We start from the raw sequence: 18,212 nt of genomic DNA, 5'->3' as shown, positions 1-18,212 counted from the left end.
ACGGCCTCGTCGCCGCACCGGCCGGGGAACGCCCGACTATTCGGCCGCTTCAGCGGTTCCATAGCCGAGCTGCGCGTTCAGCTTGCCGATCAGGCCGATGGCGGCTTCCGCGATGACCGTGCCCGGCGGGAAGATCGCCGCCGCACCGGCCTTGTAGAGCGCATCGTAATCCCCGGGCGGCACGACGCCGCCGACAACGATCATGATGTCCTCCCGCCCTTCCTCCGCCAACGCCTTTTTCAGGGCAGGCACCAGCGTCAGGTGCCCGGCGGCTAGCGAGGACACGCCAACGACATGGACGTCGTTTTCAACCGCCTGACGGGCAGCTTCCTCTGGCGTCTGGAACAGCGGGCCGATATCGACGTCGAAACCGAGGTCGGCGAAAGCCGAGGCAATCACCTTCTGGCCGCGGTCATGACCATCCTGGCCCATCTTGGCTATCAGAATGCGCGGCCGGCGGCCGTCATTGGTTTCGAAGGCCTCGACCAGCTTCTGGACTTTCTCAATGGTCCCGGACATGGCGCCCGCCTCCCGTTTGTAGACCCCTGAAATCGACTTGATCTCGGCCTTGTGCCGGTCGAACACCTTCTCCATCGCCAGGGATATTTCTCCGACGGTCGCCATGGCCCGCGCAGCCTTGACGGAAAGATCGAGCAGATTGCCCTCGCCGGTCCGCGCGCAGGCCGTCAGCGCATCGAGCGCCGCCTGGGTCTCCGCTTCATTGCGCTCCGCGCGCAGGCGCTTGAGCTTGTCGATCTGGGCCGAGCGCACATGGGCGTTGTCGACCTTCAGGACGTCGATCTCCTGCTCGCTCTCCGGCTTGTACTTGTTGACGCCGACAACGGTCTGGGCGCCACTGTCGATCCGGGCCTGGGTCTTGGCGGCGGCTTCCTCGATCCGCAGCTTCGGAATGCCCTTCTCGATGGCCTTGGCCATGCCGCCGAGCTCTTCCACTTCCCGGATATGCGCCATCGCCTTTTCCGCCAGATCGGCGGTCAGTTTCTCCACATAATAGGAGCCGCCCCACGGATCGATCACCTGCGTGGTGCCGCTTTCCTGCTGCAGGAAAAGCTGGGTGTTGCGGGCGATGCGGGCGGAGAAATCCGTCGGCAGGGCCAGCGCCTCGTCAAGCGCGTTGGTATGCAGGGACTGGGTGTGCCCCTGCGTGGCCGCCATCGCCTCGACGCAGGTGCGCACCACATTGTTGAAAACGTCCTGCGCGGTGAGCGACCAGCCCGATGTCTGGGAATGGGTGCGCAGGGACAGGGATTTCGGGTTCTTCGGCTGGAAGTTCTCTTCCATCAGTGTCGCCCAGATCAGCCGCGCGGCCCGCAGCTTGGCCACTTCCATGAAGAAATTCATGCCGATGGCCCAGAAAAAGGACAGTCTGGGTGCGAACTGGTCGATATCCATCCCGGCGGCCACCCCGGCGCGGGCATATTCGATACCGTCGGCGATCGTATAGGCAAGCTCCAGATCCGCCGTCGCACCCGCTTCCTGCATATGGTAGCCGGAAATCGAGATCGAGTTGAAACGCGGCATGTTCTGCGAGGTGAACTGGAAGATGTCCGAAATGATCCGCATCGAATGCCTGGGCGGATAGATATAGGTGTTGCGGACCATGAACTCCTTCAGAATGTCGTTCTGAATGGTTCCGGACAGATCCTTCCAGGCAACGCCCTGTTCTTCCGCGGCGACGATATAAAGCGCCAGCACCGGAAGGACCGCGCCGTTCATGGTCATGGAAACACTCATCTTGTCCAGCGGAATGCCGGAGAAGAGCGTGCGCATGTCATAGATGGAATCGATGGCCACACCGGCCATGCCGACGTCGCCGGCCACCCGCGGATGGTCGCTGTCATACCCCCGGTGAGTGGCAAGGTCGAAGGCCACCGACAGGCCTTTCTGACCGGCCGCCAGATTGCGCCGGTAAAAGGCGTTCGAATCCTCCGCCGTGGAAAATCCGGCGTACTGGCGCACGGTCCAGGGCTGCTGCACATACATGGTGGGATAGGGGCCGCGCAGGAAAGGCGGCAGACCCGGCCAGGTGTCCACATGCTTCAACCCGTCGAGGTCGCCCGCCTGATAGACCGGCGGCACCTCGATGTCCTCCGGCGTCCGCCAGCCCGGTTGCGTCCCGGCGTCCGCTTCCTTGAGGAAATTGCCGAACGACTTTCCGGCGTAATTCGGGATCCTGCTCATTTTAGGACCTCCTGTTCCGATGGCCCGCCATCATACATCGTTTTCATCCGGGCATGCGCGCCTTTCAGAAGTTCCAGCAGATCGCAGCCGGCATAAAGGAAGGTGTCGACACCGGCAGCGGCATAAGCCACTTCGCGCGCCCCAGGCCTGCCCGCCATGTAAAGATGGGCGGCACCGGCCTGTTTCAGCGCGCGCGCGGCGGCTTCCCCCTCCGCTTCATAGACATCGTCGGAAGAAACGAGACAGGCAAGGCTCGCCCCGCTTCCGGAAAAGGCCGCAACAAGCTCCTCCAGCGAGGCATGGACGGCCGGCCCTTCCGCCCGAATGCCCCCGGCCGCGAAAGCATTCGCCGTCCAGGTGGCTCTCGGTGCGAATTGCGCCAGCGTGCCGAGACTTGCCAGGAAGACCGTCGGCGCGGCGCCGGTCGCCGCCTCAAAGCCTGCAGCGGCCGCGCGCAGCGCTTCGAAGGGTTCGGAAACCCGGCCGACTTCAAGAACCGGGAAAGAGGGCTCGACTGTCCCGCGCGCGATGTCGGCGGATGGATCGATCAAGGCACCGCCCGCAAGCGCCTGCTCCCGCAAGGCGGCAAACCACCGGCCGTCGCCCGGCTCGGGAAGCGCGTCCAGATTCAGCGCGACTGCCGGAGCGGCGTCCCTGTCCTCCTGAAGCACGCTGACCCCGGCCTCGCCGAGATCCGGGAATTCGCTCACACCGGTGATCGGACGCTTCCTGCGGGCCACATTGCTGTCCCGCTCGGCTTTCGCCGCGCCGATGCGCTTTTGAACGAGCCCCTGGCGCAGCGCCTCGCAGAGGTCGCCCGCCGCCTCGATCTCCTGAAACAGGTCCCAGGCCGCCGCACAGAGCTTCTCGGTCCTGTCTTCCAGCGCGCCGGAACCGGCCGCCGGATCCTTCACCTTCGCCAGATTGCTTTCTTCCAGCAGTATGGACTGGGTGTTGCGGGCCAGCCGGCGCGCAAATCCGTCCGGCAGCCCCACCGCAAGCGTATGCGGCAGGACGCAGACACTGTCGGCGCCGCCGATGCCGGCCGCGAACCCCGCAACGGTGTTCCGCAACATATTGACCCAGGGATCGCGTGCGGTGAGCATCCGGTAGGATGTCGCCATATGCAAGGCCACCGGCGATTGCGGCAGTCCCGCCTCCTCCAGCACGCAGGACCACAGCGCGCGGATCGCCCTGGCCTTGGCAATCGTGCCGAACTGGTCGGCGTCCGCCACCAGGCACATGGCAATCCGCGTCGCCCATTCTTCCGGCGGCAGTCCGGCCTCTTCGAGCTTGCGCAGATGGCCGACGGCAGCGGCCAGGACAAGCGCCAGTTCCTGCGCCGGGGTCGCACCGGCATCGTGCCAGACCCGGCCATCGGCATTCATGACCCGCGCGGGACTGCCTGCATCCCGGACGGCCCGGGCAAGTTCCTGCATCCGATCCGACAGAACGTCGAAATCGGCACCGGACATTCCGGTGACCGCCATCCAGCCGTAAGGATCGAAGGTCGAGGTTGTCGCCACCAGCGCCGGATCGATCCCGCGCCTTTCCAGCAACGCCAGCATCAGGGCGTGGAATTGTGCACAGTCGGGGCCGCTGTCGATGCGTATATCTATAAGGTCAGGCTGAACGTCCTGTAGCAGGACCTCCAGTCCGGCAAGATCCGTCAGCCGGATACCGTGACCGTGAGCCGAAAGGGAACCGGAAAACACCAGGTCCAGCCCGCTGGCCCCCGACTGCAGGTCTTCCAGGATCTGGGCATTGGCCGCATGCGGATCCGCGATGTCGATGCTTTGAACGATGCTCCACGCCCCGGCTGCAGAGCGCAGTGATCTTGCGGGGGTATCCGTCCGGCGCGCATAGAGCGGCGCAATCTCCAGACCGTCTTCGGTAGAACCGAACAGCTTTTCTCTGGGCGCGCCTTTCAGGGCCTTGTCGACGGAAGTCCACCATGCCTCCTCGTCTGCGGCAAAGAAACTGTCAGGTCCGGTAAAGCTGAGCGGCATTGCATTCATCTCCCTTGGCCCCGTTTTAGTCCCCGCCGTCGAAGCTTGGCAACTCAGCAGAAAGGGTAAGGCACGGCCGTCAGCGACCTTCCCAAAGGTAAACTTGACGATTGCCGACAAGAATCCGAATGGTGCAAGTGATTAATTCGTCAATCGAATTTAATTTACAGTGCAAATTGTGCATCTTTTCTTCCACAAACGAAGACGTCGGACATGAGAAAGACTGCAGAATTTGCACAAGATGACAAGAAACTGTCAAATTTTTGGCGCATTAAGTCAAATTCCCCACTTTTCCCTATTGGTACGATCATCAATTGTATTGTAGCTTATGGGTGTTGACGCATGGGAATTTCTACCGCCCGATAATGAAATGCGCAACATTCGGGTTCGGTCTTCGCCTGCAAGGGTTGGACGGGACACGTGACTAACCCATCAGCAGACATGCCCGGCAATTTCGGGCGTCTGCAAAAAAATGCGGCCAAAAAACTAGCCGCTAAGGATGTGCACAATGCTTGATCAGACGGAATTGAAGAGTAAACTCAGAGCAATCTCGGAAGCGAATGCCGCTCACCACGTGCTGGATATTCTGGAATCCAATCTCCGCCGCATGGGAGCCACCCATATTCTCATCACCGGCCTGCCGATGCCGAACCGTCCGATCGACAATCTCGTTCAACGGTTCCGTTGGCCCGATCAGCGCAATGACGGCATTGAAAGCACGTCCCTGTCCGCAAACGACAGCGCCCTGATGCTCGGCCTCGGCTCCAACAGGGCTCGCATCTGGACCATCACCGCCGGCGACATGGAACATTCCGATCTTCTCGCCTCCGCGGGCGAAGGCAGCCAGATCGTCGTCGTTCCGGTCACGGAACTCTATCCGTTCCAAGCATTTGTATTCGCAAGCGGCCCCGCCCTTCAGGTCAACAAGTACGATCTTGCCAACCTTGAGGTTCTGTCGGCAGCAGCCTTCTCGCGCCTGCGCGAACTCGGCGTGATCTCCGGCCAGCGCCCGGGCGCCCTGTCGACCCGCGAACGCAGGGTCCTTGAACTTACGGCCTATGGCAAGACAGCCGGCCAGATTGCCGACGTGCTCGACATTTCCCAGCGGACGGTCCACGCACATCTGCAGAACGCCAGTGTCAAGCTGAACGCTTCCAACAAGACGCACACCGTCGTCGAAGCGCTCCGCTACGGCCAGATCAGCGTTTAAGCCCCCCCCCGTTCCACGGAACGCAGGGGAGCTGCCTGATACAGTGAAATCTATCTTCAGACCTTCAATCGATCCCGATTGGAGGTCTTTTGATTTGCGGCTGGGAAACGGTTCGTTCGGCAAAAGACGCAGAGGACGGGGACCATCCCTACGCCATAAACAAACCGGGCGTGCCCGTGCCGGGCAGACGGTCATCACAGGGAAACCGGACTTGAGCCGGTCCCTGTGCAATTACCGGGGAAAGTTCCGGACCGGATCCGGGGTGCGCGCCGATTGCCTCAGTAGGTCATCATCGGCGGCAGTTCCTTGGCCTGATCGACCCATTTGGTCACCTGGCTTTCACTGGGAACCTGACGCACGAGTTTCTTTTCCGCGTTCACTTCCTGCATCTTCGCCGCAAGATTGGCCGCATTGCGGTTCCGCAGTTCCTTCACCGTATCGACACCGGCCGCTTCCAGGAGTTCGGAGTATTCCTCCCCGACACCGCTGATGCGCATCAGGTCGGCCATATTGGCCCATTTCAGAATGCGCTTGCCCTCGATCCCTGTTTCGTCCTCAAGAGCCTTGCGCCCCTTCGGGTCCTTCGCACGCTCAAGAAACGCGCCAGTCGTCTTGATGCCAACTTCACCCAGCTTGGCAGCATAGGTCGGGCCGATGCCCTCGATTTCGGCAATGGAATAAGACATCCGCACAGAACTCCCTATCAAGACCGGCAACCGAACCCTGGGGCAGTCAGACGATTTGGCTCAGTCCCGGAATTTGTGAAATCACTTCATCCACAACGTCTTCCCCTGCTTTTTCCTTAGCATAGGATACGAGTTCTTTGACAACACTTTGAACTCCGTTCATGTCGAGACCGGCATTTGTCAACTCATTTAGCGCCGCCATGGCCCCCATGCCACCGCCCATCATGTTGCCCAGACCGCCCAGCAATCCTCCGCCGGAGCCCTGCTGCTCGCGCGCGGAAACCAGTTCGGCGGCTCCCGGAAGTGCGTCGAAGATGAGCTGCATCTTGTCATCAGGGCCTTCCTTGTTGAGAAACCCGAGAATGATGCCGATGGCGTTCTTGGCAACATCCTCATCGATTCCGGCTGCTGTCATAATCCGGTTGACGAGTTCTTCCATACCGATCTCCCAAGTGAACAGGCTGGTGCCGCGTGTGCCCAGCGCGCAGTCCAGTTCATGGACTTGATAATGAGCTGGCCCTCTATACAGGGCCGGATGCCGGTCCGTCGATGGGGCAGCTCACCGCAGACACGCATTTTTCTCCGTGCTGCGCCGGCTTCCGGGTTCCGGACGAAGAGGACGAGGCTTGCGACGGATTGCAACTGCCCCGCGCTCCCTGCATTCCCCTGGGTCACGGGACGAATGCGCTGCGGCCCGATGGTTCCTATTTACCGCCTTACACTCTAATCTGCGCGAAAGACGATCGGATTCGAAGGAGACCGGAATACCGTGACGGCAAAAGACAGCATATTTATCGGTGCCAGCACCAGGGACGAGACCCTCGCCCTGAAACTCGCCAACCGTCACGGCCTCATTGCAGGCGCAACAGGTACGGGCAAGACCGTGTCCCTGCAAATCCTGGCGGAAGGCTTTTCCAGAGCCGGCGTTCCGGTGTTCTGCGCCGATATCAAGGGGGACCTGTCGGGTCTTGCCGCGGAAGGCGTCTCCAAGGACTTCCTTGAAAAACGGGCAAGGGACGTGGGCCTGGAAAAGACCTACGGCTACGACGCCTTTCCGGCGGTCTTCTGGGACCTTTTCGGCGAGCAGGGCCATCCCATCCGCACCACGGTGTCGGAAATAGGCCCGCTGCTGCTGGCCCGTCTGCTGGAACTCAACGACACCCAGGAAGGCGTGCTCAACGTCCTGTTTGAACTGGCCGACGACGAGGGGCTCCTGCTTCTGGATCTGAAGGACCTGCGCGCCATGCTCGCCCATGTGGCCGAGCGTGCCTCCGAGCTGTCCACCCTTTACGGCAATGTCTCGAAGGCCTCCATCGGCGCGATCCAGCGCCGGCTTCTGGTGCTGGAGCGCCAGGGCGGTGAAAACTTCTTCGGAGAACCGGCGCTCGACATCCGCGACTTCATCCGCACCGCCCCGGACGGCCGGGGTGTCGTCAACATCCTCGCTGCCGACAAGCTGATGACCTCGCCGCGGCTTTACGGGGTGTTCCTCCTCTGGCTGCTGTCCGAGCTCTTCGAGGAACTGCCCGAAATCGGAGACCCGGAAAAGCCGAAGCTCGTGTTCTTCTTCGACGAGGCCCACCTCCTGTTCACCGATGCGCCGAAAGTGCTGATCGAAAAGGTGGAACAGGTCGTGCGCCTGATCCGGTCCAAGGGAGTCGGGGTCTATTTCGTCACCCAGAACCCGCTCGACGTGCCCGAAACCGTGCTGTCCCAGCTCGGCAACCGCATTCAGCATGCCTTGCGCGCCTTCACACCCCGCGACCAGAAGGCCGTGCGCGCCGCGGCCGAAACCTTCCGACCGAATCCGGAACTCGACACCGAGCGCGTCATCACCGAACTGGGCGTCGGGGAAGCGCTGGTATCCACGCTGGAAGGCAAGGGCATCCCCTCGGTGGTGGAACGCACGCTGATCCGTCCGCCCTCCTCCCGGCTTGGCCCGATCACCCAGGCCGAACGGCGTACACTCATCCAGTCCGGTCCGGTTTTCGGCATCTACGACCGCGCCCGGGACAGGAGATCCGCCTATGAGATCCTCACCGGCCGTGCGGAGGAAACCCAGCGTCAGGAAGAGCGCCGCAGGGAAAAGGAAGAAAAACAGGCGAGCAAGCACGGCGAACCGCGCCGGACCCGGTCCGGATTCCAGCTGCCCGATTTCGGCCGGGACGACCGCCCCCGCCGGGAAAGCACGCAACGCCGGTCGAACCGCCGCAGCCAACGGGACAACGTGCTGGAAGCCGGGCTCAAATCCGCAGCGCGCAGTCTCGGCACCTCTCTTGGACGGGCCCTGGTACGCGGTCTTCTGGGATCACTGAAACGCGGCAACTGACGACACCGGTCTTGCCGCGGACCGGCATTTCGACGGCGTGCGGCCGGACAGGGCGCGCCCAGAGCCCTCCGAGACGGTCACGTGATCCCAGGAGCGGAAGTTCCAGGTTTTTCCTCAGGATGAAAGCTCCCGCATGAAGGCGAAATGGCGAAACATCGTCACGTTGGGCACACAAAGCGGGCCTTGTGCAAGGCACGCCTCTGACGTAGCGGGATCGAGACACTCATCTTAATTCAGGAGTTTCCGCCCGAGTAACAGGCTGGTTACCTCTTCCCACTATTGTCAAAGACCACATAGTTAGGATGGGTAATCATGTTGGCATCTCGTAGCAGACCGCGGTCGCTGGACGTTTCATTCGGCGCGACCGCCTGGTTTCGCAAGGTCATGATGGCGATCAGGATGCCTTTGCCGGCCATTGCCCTCCTCGCCCTGCTCGTTGGCCCGCTCTCCGCACTTGCGCAGGACGCCGCCACAACTGCGCCCGGTCCCGAAGTCCAGCAGAACCCGGTCGAAGAGGCGCAGCTCTATCTGCGCGACAATCCCATTTCTCCACCTGACACCACCAGTCCCCGCGCCACACTGGAAAGCTTTGTTTTCATCATGAAGGAAGCGTCTCGGTTGTGGCACGCCCTGCGGAAGGACTACGAAGACAGCAATAACATCTTTCTGACCGAGGACCAGCGCGCGGATCTTGTCATGATCACGGCGCTCCTGGACAAGGCCGCCCAGACCTTTGACCTGTCGGAAATTCCGGTAACATCCCGAGAGAGCACCGGCATTGAGATCGCGCTGCAGCTTCAGGAAATCCTCGACCGCATCCCCCCCACCGACATTTCCGCCATTCCCGGATTTCCGCCGGGCCAGTTCACGCATTCGTCAAACAGAACGGGTCTGCCCGGACGATGGCTGCTGCCCAGCACCAGCATCGGCATCATGCGCCAGGAGGATGGCGAGCAGCAGGAACACTACCTGTTTTCGAAGGATTCCGTCCGCAGAATTCCGAGCGACTATGCCGTGGTGAGCGCCCTGCCCTTGCAGGCGGACCGTGGCGAGGACCTGTTCCAGTATTATAACTACACCCCCGGAAACTTCATTGCCCCGCGCTGGTACGAATTCATCCAGGACGGCCCGGAATGGCTCCATCTGCATCTGGCTGATCAGGCCTATTGGCAGTGGCTCGCGCTCCTCCTTCTCGTCGCGGTCTATGCGGCCTCCGTCGGCTTTTTCGTTCGCTGGCGCCGATGGCGGGCCGTTTCGGTCGATGAGCGCACCCGCGTCGGTCATTCGATTCTGAACCCCCTTCTCGTAATCCTGGGAGCCGTGGCTTTCCGCTACCTGTGTGAGGAACAGATCAATATTACCGGCAAGGTGCTTGTTGCGGTCGCAACCATCACGACGGCAGTGATCTGGTCTGCGACAGCCTGGCTGGTCTATCACGTGCTGCAATTGATCTATCTCTGGTTCGTGAGCAGCCCGGGCACGGCTCGGCAGGGCCTTGACGTCAGCCTGCTGCGCACCGGCTTCCGCGTCTTTTCCCTCGCGATCTCTCTCATCGTTCTGGGATACGGTGCAACCCAGATCGGCATTCCGATCTATGGGGTCATTGCCGGTCTGGGCGTCGGCGGTCTCGCCATCGCGCTCGCGGCCCAGCCGACAATCGAGAACCTGATCGGCGGCATCATTTTGTATGCAGACCGGATGGTGCGCGTCGGCGAATTCTGCAAGTTCGACGAACTGGCGGGAACCATCGAATCCATCGGCATCAGATCCACCCGGATCCGCGCCCTCGACCGGACCGTCATCACCATCGCCAACTCCGATCTCGCCAGGCGCAAGATCATAAACTACAGCGAACGCGACCAGTTTCATTTCCGCCACACGCTCACGCTTCAATACAAGACCGCACCCGAAGTTCTCAAGGCGACCCTCGTCGTGATCCGGGATTATCTGAAAGACAACGAGAAGGTTGTCGCCGATCCCATGCGTGTGCTTTTGATCGGTTTCAACGACTATGCGGTCAAGATCGAAGTCTATGCCTATGTGATCTGTCCGGACTATGCCGCCTTCCTAGAAACACAGGAAGAGATGCTCTTCGACATCCGCACCATAGTCGACGCCAGCGGCTCGCATTTCGCCTATCCCTCCTCGACCGTCTATCTGTCCAGGGACAGCGGACTGCCGGCAGAAAACGGTGCGGAAGATGTCGGCGCGCAGCCGGGAAAGGACTCACAGGCGGCCTGACGGGCTGAACGGGTGCAACAGGCCCGCGAGCGGAATATCCATTTGCGCTCCCTGCCGTGTTGTGGCCTGTTAGGATCTTCCGGAACGGGCCGAGTCTGTTCGGTCCGCTCGTATCCGATTCAATTTCCAAGGATCCGTCATGAGTTCCATCGACAAGGTCTTGTCGCATATCGACGCCAATCTCGAAGCCAGCCTCGAGCGTCTGTTTCACCTTCTTAAAATCAAGAGCATTTCCACGGACCCCGCCTTTGCCGGTCCCTGCCGTGAAGCTGCCGACTGGCTTGCCGGCGAATTGAACGCGATCGGAATCGCGGCAACCGTGCGCAGCACCAGTGGCCATCCGATGGTTGTCGGCCATCGGATGACCGGAAAGCCGGGACCTCATGTGCTGTTCTACGGCCATTACGACGTTCAGCCGGTGGACCCTCTGGAACTTTGGGACAGGGATCCCTTCGACCCCGCCATCGTCACGCGCGAGGACGGCACCAAGGTGATCGTCGCCCGGGGCTCAGCCGACGACAAGGGACAGCTCATGACGTTCGTCGAAGCCGCCCGTGCCTTCATCGCCGAAACCGGCGATCTTCCCGTCGACGTCTCCATCCTGTTCGAGGGCGAGGAGGAATCCGGCTCGCCGTCCCTTCATCCCTTCCTGAAAGCCAACAAGGAGGAACTGTCCTGCGATCTGGCTCTGGTGTGCGACACCGGCATGTGGGACCCGACGACCCCGGCAATCTCGGTCATGCTGCGCGGCATGGTGGGCGACGAGATCATCGTCAAGGCGGCCAGCCGGGACCTGCATTCGGGCATGTATGGCGGATCGGCGCAGAATCCCAACCACATCGTGGCGGACATCATCGCCGGCCTGCATGACGAAAACGGCCGGGTCACCCTGCCCGGCTTCTATGACGGCGTCATCGAAGTGCCGGACCAGGTGAAGCAGATGTGGGAGAAACTCGGATTTTCGGTCGAGGACTTCCTCGGGGAAGTCGGACTGAAATACCCCCGGGGAGAAAAGGACCGCTCGGCGCTCGAGCATATCTGGACCCGTCCCACCGCCGAAGTGAACGGCATGTGGGGCGGCTACCAGGGCGCAGGCTCCAAGACCGTCATCCCGGCCGAGGCGCACGCCAAATTCACCTTCCGGCTGGTCGGAGACCAGGACCCCAAGAAGGTCCAGCAGAGCTTCCGCGACTATGTGCGCTCGAAGATTCCCGCCGACTGCACCGTTGACTTCATTTCCAAGGAAGGCAGCCCGGCCCTGCGCCTCGACTTCTCCATGCCGGCACTGGAAAAAGGCAAGAAGGCCCTCAAGGACGAATGGGGCAAGGACGCCGCCCTTACCGGCATGGGCGGATCCATACCCATTGTCGGCGATTTCAAGCGCATGCTGGGTATGGATTCCCTGCTCATCGGCTTCGGCCAGGACGATGACCAGATCCATTCCCCGAATGAAAAATACAATCTGACCAGCTTCCACAAGGGCATCCGGTCCTGGGCCCGGGTCCTGAACGAGCTGGCGGAAGACTGACCCCGCTCCGGAAGATCCCGCGCCAGTGCAGGCGCGGGATCTTCCCCTGTTTCGAAATCCATCAATACCACCGCTTTCCCGCATGTCCTGCGAAAACAGGCGGATCTCGGCGGCGGGCAGAAAGCCCGCCCACTTCCAAGGAAGCCATCCATGAAATCCATTTGCGTGTTTTGCGGATCCAGCCACGGCGCGATCGAAGCCTACGGCGAGGCGGCGACGGCAACCGGCCGTGTCATCGCCGAACAGGGCTACAGGCTGGTCTATGGCGGCGCCAAGGTCGGATTGATGGGAACCGTCGCGGATGCGGCGCTTGCCGCCGGTGGTGAAGTGATCGGCGTTCTGCCGCAATCCCTTCAGGAAAAGGAGATCGGGCACCAGGGCCTTACCGAACTCCACCTGGTCGGCTCGATGCACGAGCGCAAGGCTCTCATGGCCGATCTCTCCGACGGTTTCGTCGCCCTGCCGGGCGGCGTCGGCACCCTGGAGGAAATCTTCGAGGTCTGGACCTGGGGCCAGCTCGGATATCATCGAAAGCCTTGCGGCTTTCTGAATATCGCAGGCTATTACGATCACCTCATCGCCTTTCTGGATCACCAGACCCAGGAAGGATTCACCAGGAAGGCAATGCGTGACATGGCGATCTTCGCCGACGGGCCGGAGGAACTGATCGAACGGTTCAAATCCTACACCCCGCCCTCTTCTCCCAAATGGATCACCCGGGACGAAACCTGAGCCGATGCTGGGAAAATCCGCGCCTTGCCCGCCTGACCCGGCCCGATTGTCCACAGGGCAAGCTGCTCCCTTTGCAAACAACACGTTAGTTGATAAGTCCGGTGTCCAGTCGGCCCGTCGGGGCGCGGCGAAACCCTTCCGAGATGTTTTTATGCGTACAAGAGCTGCCGGTTTTGCATGTCTACTCGCTCTTACGGGAGCCGCCTGCACTCCCACCTCCGATTTTGACGGAACATCGGGCCGTCTGGTCAGGACCTCGGACCTGACGCTGGTACAGATCACCGAAGACAACGTCGGCGGGATCACCGGCGAGACCCCTTACAGTTCCAAGGCGATCGAGGCTGCGCTGCCCGGCTTCACCACGGAAGGCATCCAGACCGCCGAGGAAAACACCACCGAATGGGCGCTGGCAGCCTTCAACAGCGACGGTTTCCAGGTTCTCCAGATTTTCAAGGGCAAGAACGGCAAGATCCGCGCGGTCCACGGCGTGACCCATCATCTGCAGGGCCCGAACGGCGAACGCATCGGCATGACCTTCGGAGAAGTCGGCACGGCCCGGACCGATTGCCGCGTCGGCAAGAACCTTTGGCGCGGCATGGCGATCTGCAAGTCGGAAGGCCACTCAAACGTCGAACTGGTCTACGCCATCCCCGGCTACCAGGGTCCCTTTGACCGGCTGCCCGTGTCCAACGAGCTGTTCGACGCCGAACTCCAGCGCATTCTCTGGACGCCGAAAACCTCGGGTGTGAACTCCTGAAGCGTGTCGCGTTTTAGCGGCTTCATGGTTTCAGGAAGACGCCCGCGGCAGCGTTTGCATCGCAAATGCGTCTGGGTGAATTCCTGAATTCAGTTCAACGCGACATGCTTTATACCAACCGCAGTTGATAGGAACCCATTTGACCGCGTTTGGAGGGTGTTCGGCAAGGAGCACGTCGCAGGGCCGATGTGGATCATAGGCCACGGCGCTCTTCTCAGGCTCAGACATGCGGTTCAGATCGAACCGTCACATCGCCGACCGGCCGCCAGATGTTGCGCTGTTTCAGGGTCTTTTCGGCAAGGTCTGCCAGCGACATAAGCACCGGCATTTCCCGGTCTTTCAGGAAGGGCAGCGACTTGATGTCGAGCCCCGTCCAGGGCAGGAACGGATTGCGGCGCATATGCCAGTGGATCTCCGAACGGACCGTCGGCTTGTCGGACGGCGTGCGGCCATGGAAGGCAAAGGTGTCGGCGACGATCAGCGTGTTCTCCGGCACCGCCATCCTCACCGGCTGGGGCAATCCGAGCGCAGCCAGCTCGTCCGACCGGATGCGGAACGAGCCGCTGGCGTGATGGGAGCGCGGGTCCTTGGAGGCGGTCAGGGAGCACTGGTATTCCCACTCAAGGCGTTCCGGCGTCAGTCTGTGCGAGCCGGGAACGAAGAAGAACGGCCCGTCCTCCTCGCCCACATCCTGCAGAAACAGCCAGGCCTTGGACGTGGCGTGAAAAGTGTCCGCATGGGCATCCGACTGCGGATCCTTCTTCTTCACCTTCTGCGGCTGGACGAGCACGGTCTGCAGGAAGTTGAGCGGTTGCCCGCCGTGAGAGGCCGCATAGCGGATCATGTCGAGCGCGCGCGGATCCCGCACGGCCGCCGCCAGGGCCGCGTTCCTGCGCAGGACTTTCGGCGGCAGCAGCGTCATCCGGGTCACCGCCTGCCCCTGGCGCATTTCCCGGGTCTCGAACGGCTGGTTGAAGGCCTCCTCCTTCAACTGCCTGAAAACCTCGTCCGGCAGGAAGTTCTTGACCAGGAAATAGCCGTTCTCGTCGAAAAAGGTGCGATGCTCCGCATCGACGGCACCGGCGAGACGGGCACGGCGCCGCGACGCCAGATCCGCCGCGATCGTTACCCGTTTGCGGTGCAGACCCCAGCTGTTCAGGCGCTCGCTGCCAAGGAGAGGATTTTTGCGCGGAGACTTGTCCGTCCCGGCAAGACCAATGAGCCAGAGAGGCGCTTTCAGATAGGATAGGGGCGTCATGCTGTACCGGTAAATGCAGGAAAAATCGTCTGCCCGTATCTAACAGCTTTGCCCGGATTTTCACAATGGCGATGAAGCGTCGGAGACGACTGGACCGGCCCGGATGGACGGAGCGGAGTTCATGTTCACCCTTTAGTGGCCGTGACCTTTGCCGATTCCTGCGCTAAAGCGTTGAAGGATGATGACCAAGGCAAGATCCATCGATCCCGGGCAGCTCGCCACGGACCTGAAGGCCGGAAAGCGCGCGGCGCTGGCGCGGGCGATCACGCTGGTGGAATCGAAAAAGACCGAACACCGGCGCCTGGCGCATCGGCTGATCCAGGACCTGTTGCCGATGACAGGCAATGCGCTGCGCGTGGGGATCACCGGTGTACCGGGGGTCGGCAAGTCCACGACGATCGACACGCTTGGTTCCAATCTCACCGCCGCCGGGCACAAGGTTGCGGTTCTTGCCGTCGATCCGTCCTCGACCCGCACCGGCGGCTCGATCCTCGGCGACAAGACCCGCATGGCGAATCTGGCGGTGGACCCGAATGCCTTCATCCGCCCCTCGCCCTCCGCGGGCACGCTCGGCGGTGTCGCCGCCAAGACCCGCGAAACCATGCTGCTGTGCGAGGCGGCCGGCTTCGACGTGATCCTCGTGGAAACCGTCGGCATCGGCCAGTCGGAAACGACGGTTGCCGACATGGTCGACTTCTTTCTCGTGCTGATGCTGCCCGGTGCGGGCGACGAGCTTCAGGGGATCAAGAAGGGGGTTCTGGAGATCGCCGACATGATCGCCGTCAACAAGGCTGACGGCGACGGCCAGACACGCGCCCGGTCCGCCGCCTCGAACTACCGCGCGGCGCTGCATATCCTCGCGCCCCGGTCCGAGACCTGGACACCGCCGGTGATCACCATCTCGGGCCTCGCCAACGAGGGTCTGGATCATCTCTGGGAGCAGATCGGCATTTTCCGTGAACGCACCCAGGCCAGCGGCGAGTGGCAGGAAAAACGCAGCCGGCAACAGGTCGCCTGGATGTGGGACATGCTGCGTCAGCGGATGATGGAAGCCCTCAAGACCAACCGGAAAACCGCCGACCGGCTGCAATCCCTCGAAACCAGTGTCCGCGAAGGCAGGATGGCGGTCTCCTTCGCCGTGGACGAACTGGCGCAGCTGATGGGCCTGGAGGAATGAACGGCGGATGAGGCAGGCTCCAAAGATCATTCTGGTCACCGGCTTTTCGCCCTTTCCCGGCGCTCCGGTAAACCCGACCGAGAAGCTGATGCGCCGCCTGCCGAAACGGCTGGGCGGAGACCGCTCTGGCGTGCGCTTCGTGTTTCATGTCCTGCCGACCACCTGGGCCGGCCGTTGGGAGGTGACGGACAGGCTCCGCCGCGAGATCCGGCCGGATGCCATTGTCCATTTCGGCGTGGACGGCACCCGCCGCACGCTCAACATCGAAACCCGTGCGGTCAACCGGGCAATCCGCGTGCGCCCGGATGCCGGCGGCCACGCGCCCGCCCGCCCGGAGCTGACCAGCGATCCTGAACGGGCGCGCAGCGCTACCCTGCCCGGCCGCGCACTCTGCCGGGCCGCCCGCGCGGCAGGCGCGCCGGTGTCCCTGTCCTTTGATGCCGGCACCTATCTGTGCAACGCCACGCTCTGGGACTCGATCGGCTCCGGCATTCCGAGCATCTTCGTTCATGTTCCCGCGCTCCCCAAGGGACCCCGGGACCGGCGCCCGCCCTTTCATGTCGTTGAAGACGCTGCCGTCCGTCTGCTTCGGGAAACGGCCAGACGTTTGCGGTAACCGGGCCCAAACGGCACACCTCTTGCTCCTTCCCTCATGGAAACGGGACCGCTTCCCATTCCGGGACGCTGGAAGCAACTGGCCGGAGCCCATGACGAGAGATTTTTCACGACTGAACCGCCGCGCGTTTCTTGCCGGGACAGCCTTGTGCCTTTCCGGGACAGTGGCCGCAGCACAGATGAAGGTCGCCGATCTCAGGGGCTCCATAGATTCCGCGGAACTGGGCCTTGTTCCCAATGCCGCCGACGATCAGACCGCCCAGTTCCAGAACGCGGTCAACCGCGCCGTTGAACGTGGCCGTGCGCTGTTTCTGCCGGCCGGAACCTACCCGGTCGCCAATTTGCGGCTGCCTTCCGGCACGCTGATTGTCGGCGTTCCGGGCCGCACGCGGCTTGTCTACCAGGGCGGCGGCGGACAGCTCATCCGCGCGGAAGGCGTCAGCAATATCGGCCTCACCGGGCTCACCTTCGACGGTGCCAACCGATCCATTGGCGACTTCACCGAAGGCCTGCTGCACTTCATCGGCGTGCGCAACGCGGTGCTCGACAATTGCGAGATCACCGGTTCGTCGAAAATGGGTCTCGTCATGGACCGCTGTTCCGGCCGGGTGGAAAACTGCCGCGTGTCGGGCGCCGCCGAAGCCGGCATCCGTTCCAACGAGGCCGTCGGCCTTGCGATCACCGGTAACACGGTCTCCGACTGCGCCAACGGCGGCATCTGGGTGCACCGCTGGCGCGAGGGAGAGGACGGGACCATCGTCTCCGGCAACCGGGTGGAGCGCATCGGCGCCCGCTACGGCGGCACGGGCCAGTTCGGCAACGGCATCAACGTCTTCCGGGCACACGGCGTGATGATCTCCAACAACCGGATCGCCGACTGCGCCTTTTCCGCCATCCGCTCCAATACCGGCTCGAACGTTCAGATCATCGGCAACTCCTGCCAGCGCTCCGGCGAGACCGCGATCTATTCGGAATTCGGTTTCCAGGGCGCCGTCATCTCCGACAACATCGTCGACGGCGGCACAACGGGGATTTCCATCGCCAACTTCATGGATGGTGGCCGCATGGCGGTCTGCTCGGGAAACCTCGTGCGCAACATCACCGACGTCGGCCCCTACCCGTCGGAGGTCGCGGGTTTCGGCATCGGGATTTCCGCCGAAGCCGATACGGCCCTGACCGGCAACGTGATCGAGGGTGCGCCCAAATTCGGCATGCTGCTCGGCTGGGGCCCCTATATGCGCAACATCGCCGCCTCCCAGAACATCATCCGGGACTGCGGCACCGGCATTGCCGTCACCGTTGTCGAGGGCTCCGGACCGGCCGTCATCACCAATAACATCGTTCAGGGCGCACGGTCGGGATCGATCAATGGCTTCCGCTGGCTGGACAAGGTCACGGGCGAACTCAACAATGCGTCGGAATTCGACAACCTGACCATACGGGACAACCAGATCGCGGCTTGAACGAA

14 protein-coding genes are annotated in these 18,212 nt (G+C 62.1%); 9 read left to right on the top strand and 5 right to left on the bottom strand.

Annotated features, from left to right (window positions below; all coding sequences use genetic code 11):
• Window positions 1–36 precede the first annotated feature (36 nt).
• Together scpA and DCO57_RS13945 are read right to left on the bottom strand one after the other, a co-directional pair.
• Window positions 37–2,202, bottom strand: a complete 2,166-nt coding sequence (gene scpA, locus DCO57_RS13950) for a methylmalonyl-CoA mutase (protein WP_116699520.1) — start codon at window positions 2,200–2,202, stop codon at window positions 37–39.
• Complete coding sequence (locus DCO57_RS13945; RefSeq protein ID WP_116699519.1) at window positions 2,199–4,211, bottom strand: methylmalonyl-CoA mutase family protein; 2,013 nt, start codon at window positions 4,209–4,211, stop codon at window positions 2,199–2,201. The genes scpA and DCO57_RS13945 overlap by 4 nt, the downstream gene beginning before the upstream one ends.
• Window positions 4,212–4,719: 508 nt before the next feature.
• On the opposite strand from DCO57_RS13945, the gene DCO57_RS13940 reads away from it, so the two are divergent.
• A complete protein-coding gene (locus tag DCO57_RS13940; protein ID WP_103222793.1) occupies window positions 4,720–5,421 on the top strand; it encodes a helix-turn-helix transcriptional regulator in 702 nt (233 codons plus the stop codon).
• Window positions 5,422–5,699: 278 nt separating this feature from the next.
• Here the strand turns inward: DCO57_RS13940 and DCO57_RS13935 are convergent, their stop codons facing one another.
• Complete coding sequence (locus tag DCO57_RS13935) at window positions 5,700–6,107, bottom strand: DUF4332 domain-containing protein (RefSeq protein WP_116699518.1); 408 nt, start codon at window positions 6,105–6,107, stop codon at window positions 5,700–5,702.
• A 46-nt stretch (window positions 6,108–6,153) separates the two neighbouring features.
• Window positions 6,154–6,546 carry a DUF2780 domain-containing protein gene (locus tag DCO57_RS13930; RefSeq protein ID WP_116699517.1) on the bottom strand — a complete coding sequence of 131 codons (393 nt, stop codon included), beginning with the start codon at window positions 6,544–6,546 and terminating at the stop codon, window positions 6,154–6,156.
• Window positions 6,547–6,876: 330 nt separating this feature from the next.
• Here DCO57_RS13930 and DCO57_RS13925 point away from each other — a divergent pair, with 330 nt between their 5' ends.
• The 5 genes from DCO57_RS13925 (at window position 6,877) to DCO57_RS13905 (ending at window position 13,694) form a co-directional block, all read left to right on the top strand.
• Entirely contained in the window at window positions 6,877–8,436 is a 1,560-nt protein-coding gene (locus DCO57_RS13925; protein ID WP_116699516.1) for a helicase HerA-like domain-containing protein, read from the top strand.
• 312 nt (window positions 8,437–8,748) lie between these two features.
• On the top strand, window positions 8,749–10,677 hold the full coding sequence (locus tag DCO57_RS13920) for a mechanosensitive ion channel family protein (RefSeq protein ID WP_208977947.1): 1,929 nt from the start codon (window positions 8,749–8,751) through the stop codon (window positions 10,675–10,677).
• A gap of 139 nt (window positions 10,678–10,816) precedes the next feature.
• On the top strand, window positions 10,817–12,205 hold the full coding sequence (locus DCO57_RS13915) for a dipeptidase (RefSeq protein WP_116699514.1): 1,389 nt from the start codon (window positions 10,817–10,819) through the stop codon (window positions 12,203–12,205).
• A gap of 150 nt (window positions 12,206–12,355) precedes the next feature.
• Window positions 12,356–12,937 carry a TIGR00730 family Rossman fold protein gene (locus DCO57_RS13910; protein ID WP_116699513.1) on the top strand — a complete coding sequence of 194 codons (582 nt, stop codon included), beginning with the start codon at window positions 12,356–12,358 and terminating at the stop codon, window positions 12,935–12,937.
• Window positions 12,938–13,088: 151 nt separating this feature from the next.
• Window positions 13,089–13,694 (top strand): DUF1131 family protein, encoded by a 606-nt coding sequence (locus tag DCO57_RS13905; RefSeq protein ID WP_116699512.1) that lies wholly within the window; start codon window positions 13,089–13,091, stop codon window positions 13,692–13,694.
• 220 nt (window positions 13,695–13,914) lie between these two features.
• Here the strand turns inward: DCO57_RS13905 and DCO57_RS13900 are convergent, their stop codons facing one another.
• Window positions 13,915–14,952, bottom strand: coding sequence for a phytanoyl-CoA dioxygenase family protein (locus DCO57_RS13900; RefSeq protein ID WP_116699511.1), 1,038 nt, complete (start codon window positions 14,950–14,952; stop codon window positions 13,915–13,917).
• Between the two features lie 181 nt (window positions 14,953–15,133).
• On the opposite strand from DCO57_RS13900, the gene meaB reads away from it, so the two are divergent.
• From meaB to DCO57_RS13885, 3 genes are all read left to right on the top strand, one after another.
• Window positions 15,134–16,129, top strand: coding sequence for a methylmalonyl Co-A mutase-associated GTPase MeaB (gene meaB, locus DCO57_RS13895; RefSeq protein WP_165814744.1), 996 nt, complete (start codon window positions 15,134–15,136; stop codon window positions 16,127–16,129).
• 7 nt (window positions 16,130–16,136) lie between these two features.
• Complete coding sequence (locus DCO57_RS13890; protein ID WP_116699509.1) at window positions 16,137–16,745, top strand: peptidase C15; 609 nt, start codon at window positions 16,137–16,139, stop codon at window positions 16,743–16,745.
• Between the two features lie 91 nt (window positions 16,746–16,836).
• Entirely contained in the window at window positions 16,837–18,207 is a 1,371-nt protein-coding gene (locus DCO57_RS13885; protein ID WP_165814743.1) for a TIGR03808 family TAT-translocated repetitive protein, read from the top strand.
• Window positions 18,208–18,212 lie beyond the last annotated feature (5 nt).

It is taken from the genome of Labrenzia sp. 011 (assembly GCF_003075075.1).
GTDB lineage: Bacteria > Pseudomonadota > Alphaproteobacteria > Rhizobiales > Stappiaceae > Roseibium.
The sequence above is the reverse complement of the archived record's forward strand: the minus strand, read 5'-3'. Positions and strand labels throughout refer to the sequence as shown.

Bases quoted from the DNA above. Each gene is read 5' to 3' on its own strand.
- DCO57_RS13945 (WP_116699519.1), bottom strand. From the start codon at position 4,211: ATGCCGCTCAGCTTTACCGGACCTGACAGTTTCTTTGCCGCAGACGAG.
- DCO57_RS13910 (WP_116699513.1), top strand. From the start codon at position 12,356: ATGAAATCCATTTGCGTGTTTTGCGGATCCAGCCACGGCGCGATCGAA.
- DCO57_RS13915 (WP_116699514.1), top strand. From the start codon at position 10,817: ATGAGTTCCATCGACAAGGTCTTGTCGCATATCGACGCCAATCTCGAA.
- DCO57_RS13920 (WP_208977947.1), top strand. From the start codon at position 8,749: ATGTTGGCATCTCGTAGCAGACCGCGGTCGCTGGACGTTTCATTCGGC.
- DCO57_RS13900 (WP_116699511.1), bottom strand. From the start codon at position 14,952: ATGACGCCCCTATCCTATCTGAAAGCGCCTCTCTGGCTCATTGGTCTT.
- meaB (WP_165814744.1), top strand. From the start codon at position 15,134: ATGACCAAGGCAAGATCCATCGATCCCGGGCAGCTCGCCACGGACCTG.
- scpA (WP_116699520.1), bottom strand. From the start codon at position 2,202: ATGAGCAGGATCCCGAATTACGCCGGAAAGTCGTTCGGCAATTTCCTC.
- DCO57_RS13930 (WP_116699517.1), bottom strand. From the start codon at position 6,546: ATGGAAGAACTCGTCAACCGGATTATGACAGCAGCCGGAATCGATGAG.
- DCO57_RS13940 (WP_103222793.1), top strand. From the start codon at position 4,720: ATGCTTGATCAGACGGAATTGAAGAGTAAACTCAGAGCAATCTCGGAA.
- DCO57_RS13935 (WP_116699518.1), bottom strand. From the start codon at position 6,107: ATGTCTTATTCCATTGCCGAAATCGAGGGCATCGGCCCGACCTATGCT.
- DCO57_RS13905 (WP_116699512.1), top strand. From the start codon at position 13,089: ATGCGTACAAGAGCTGCCGGTTTTGCATGTCTACTCGCTCTTACGGGA.
- DCO57_RS13890 (WP_116699509.1), top strand. From the start codon at position 16,137: ATGAGGCAGGCTCCAAAGATCATTCTGGTCACCGGCTTTTCGCCCTTT.
- DCO57_RS13885 (WP_165814743.1), top strand. From the start codon at position 16,837: ATGACGAGAGATTTTTCACGACTGAACCGCCGCGCGTTTCTTGCCGGG.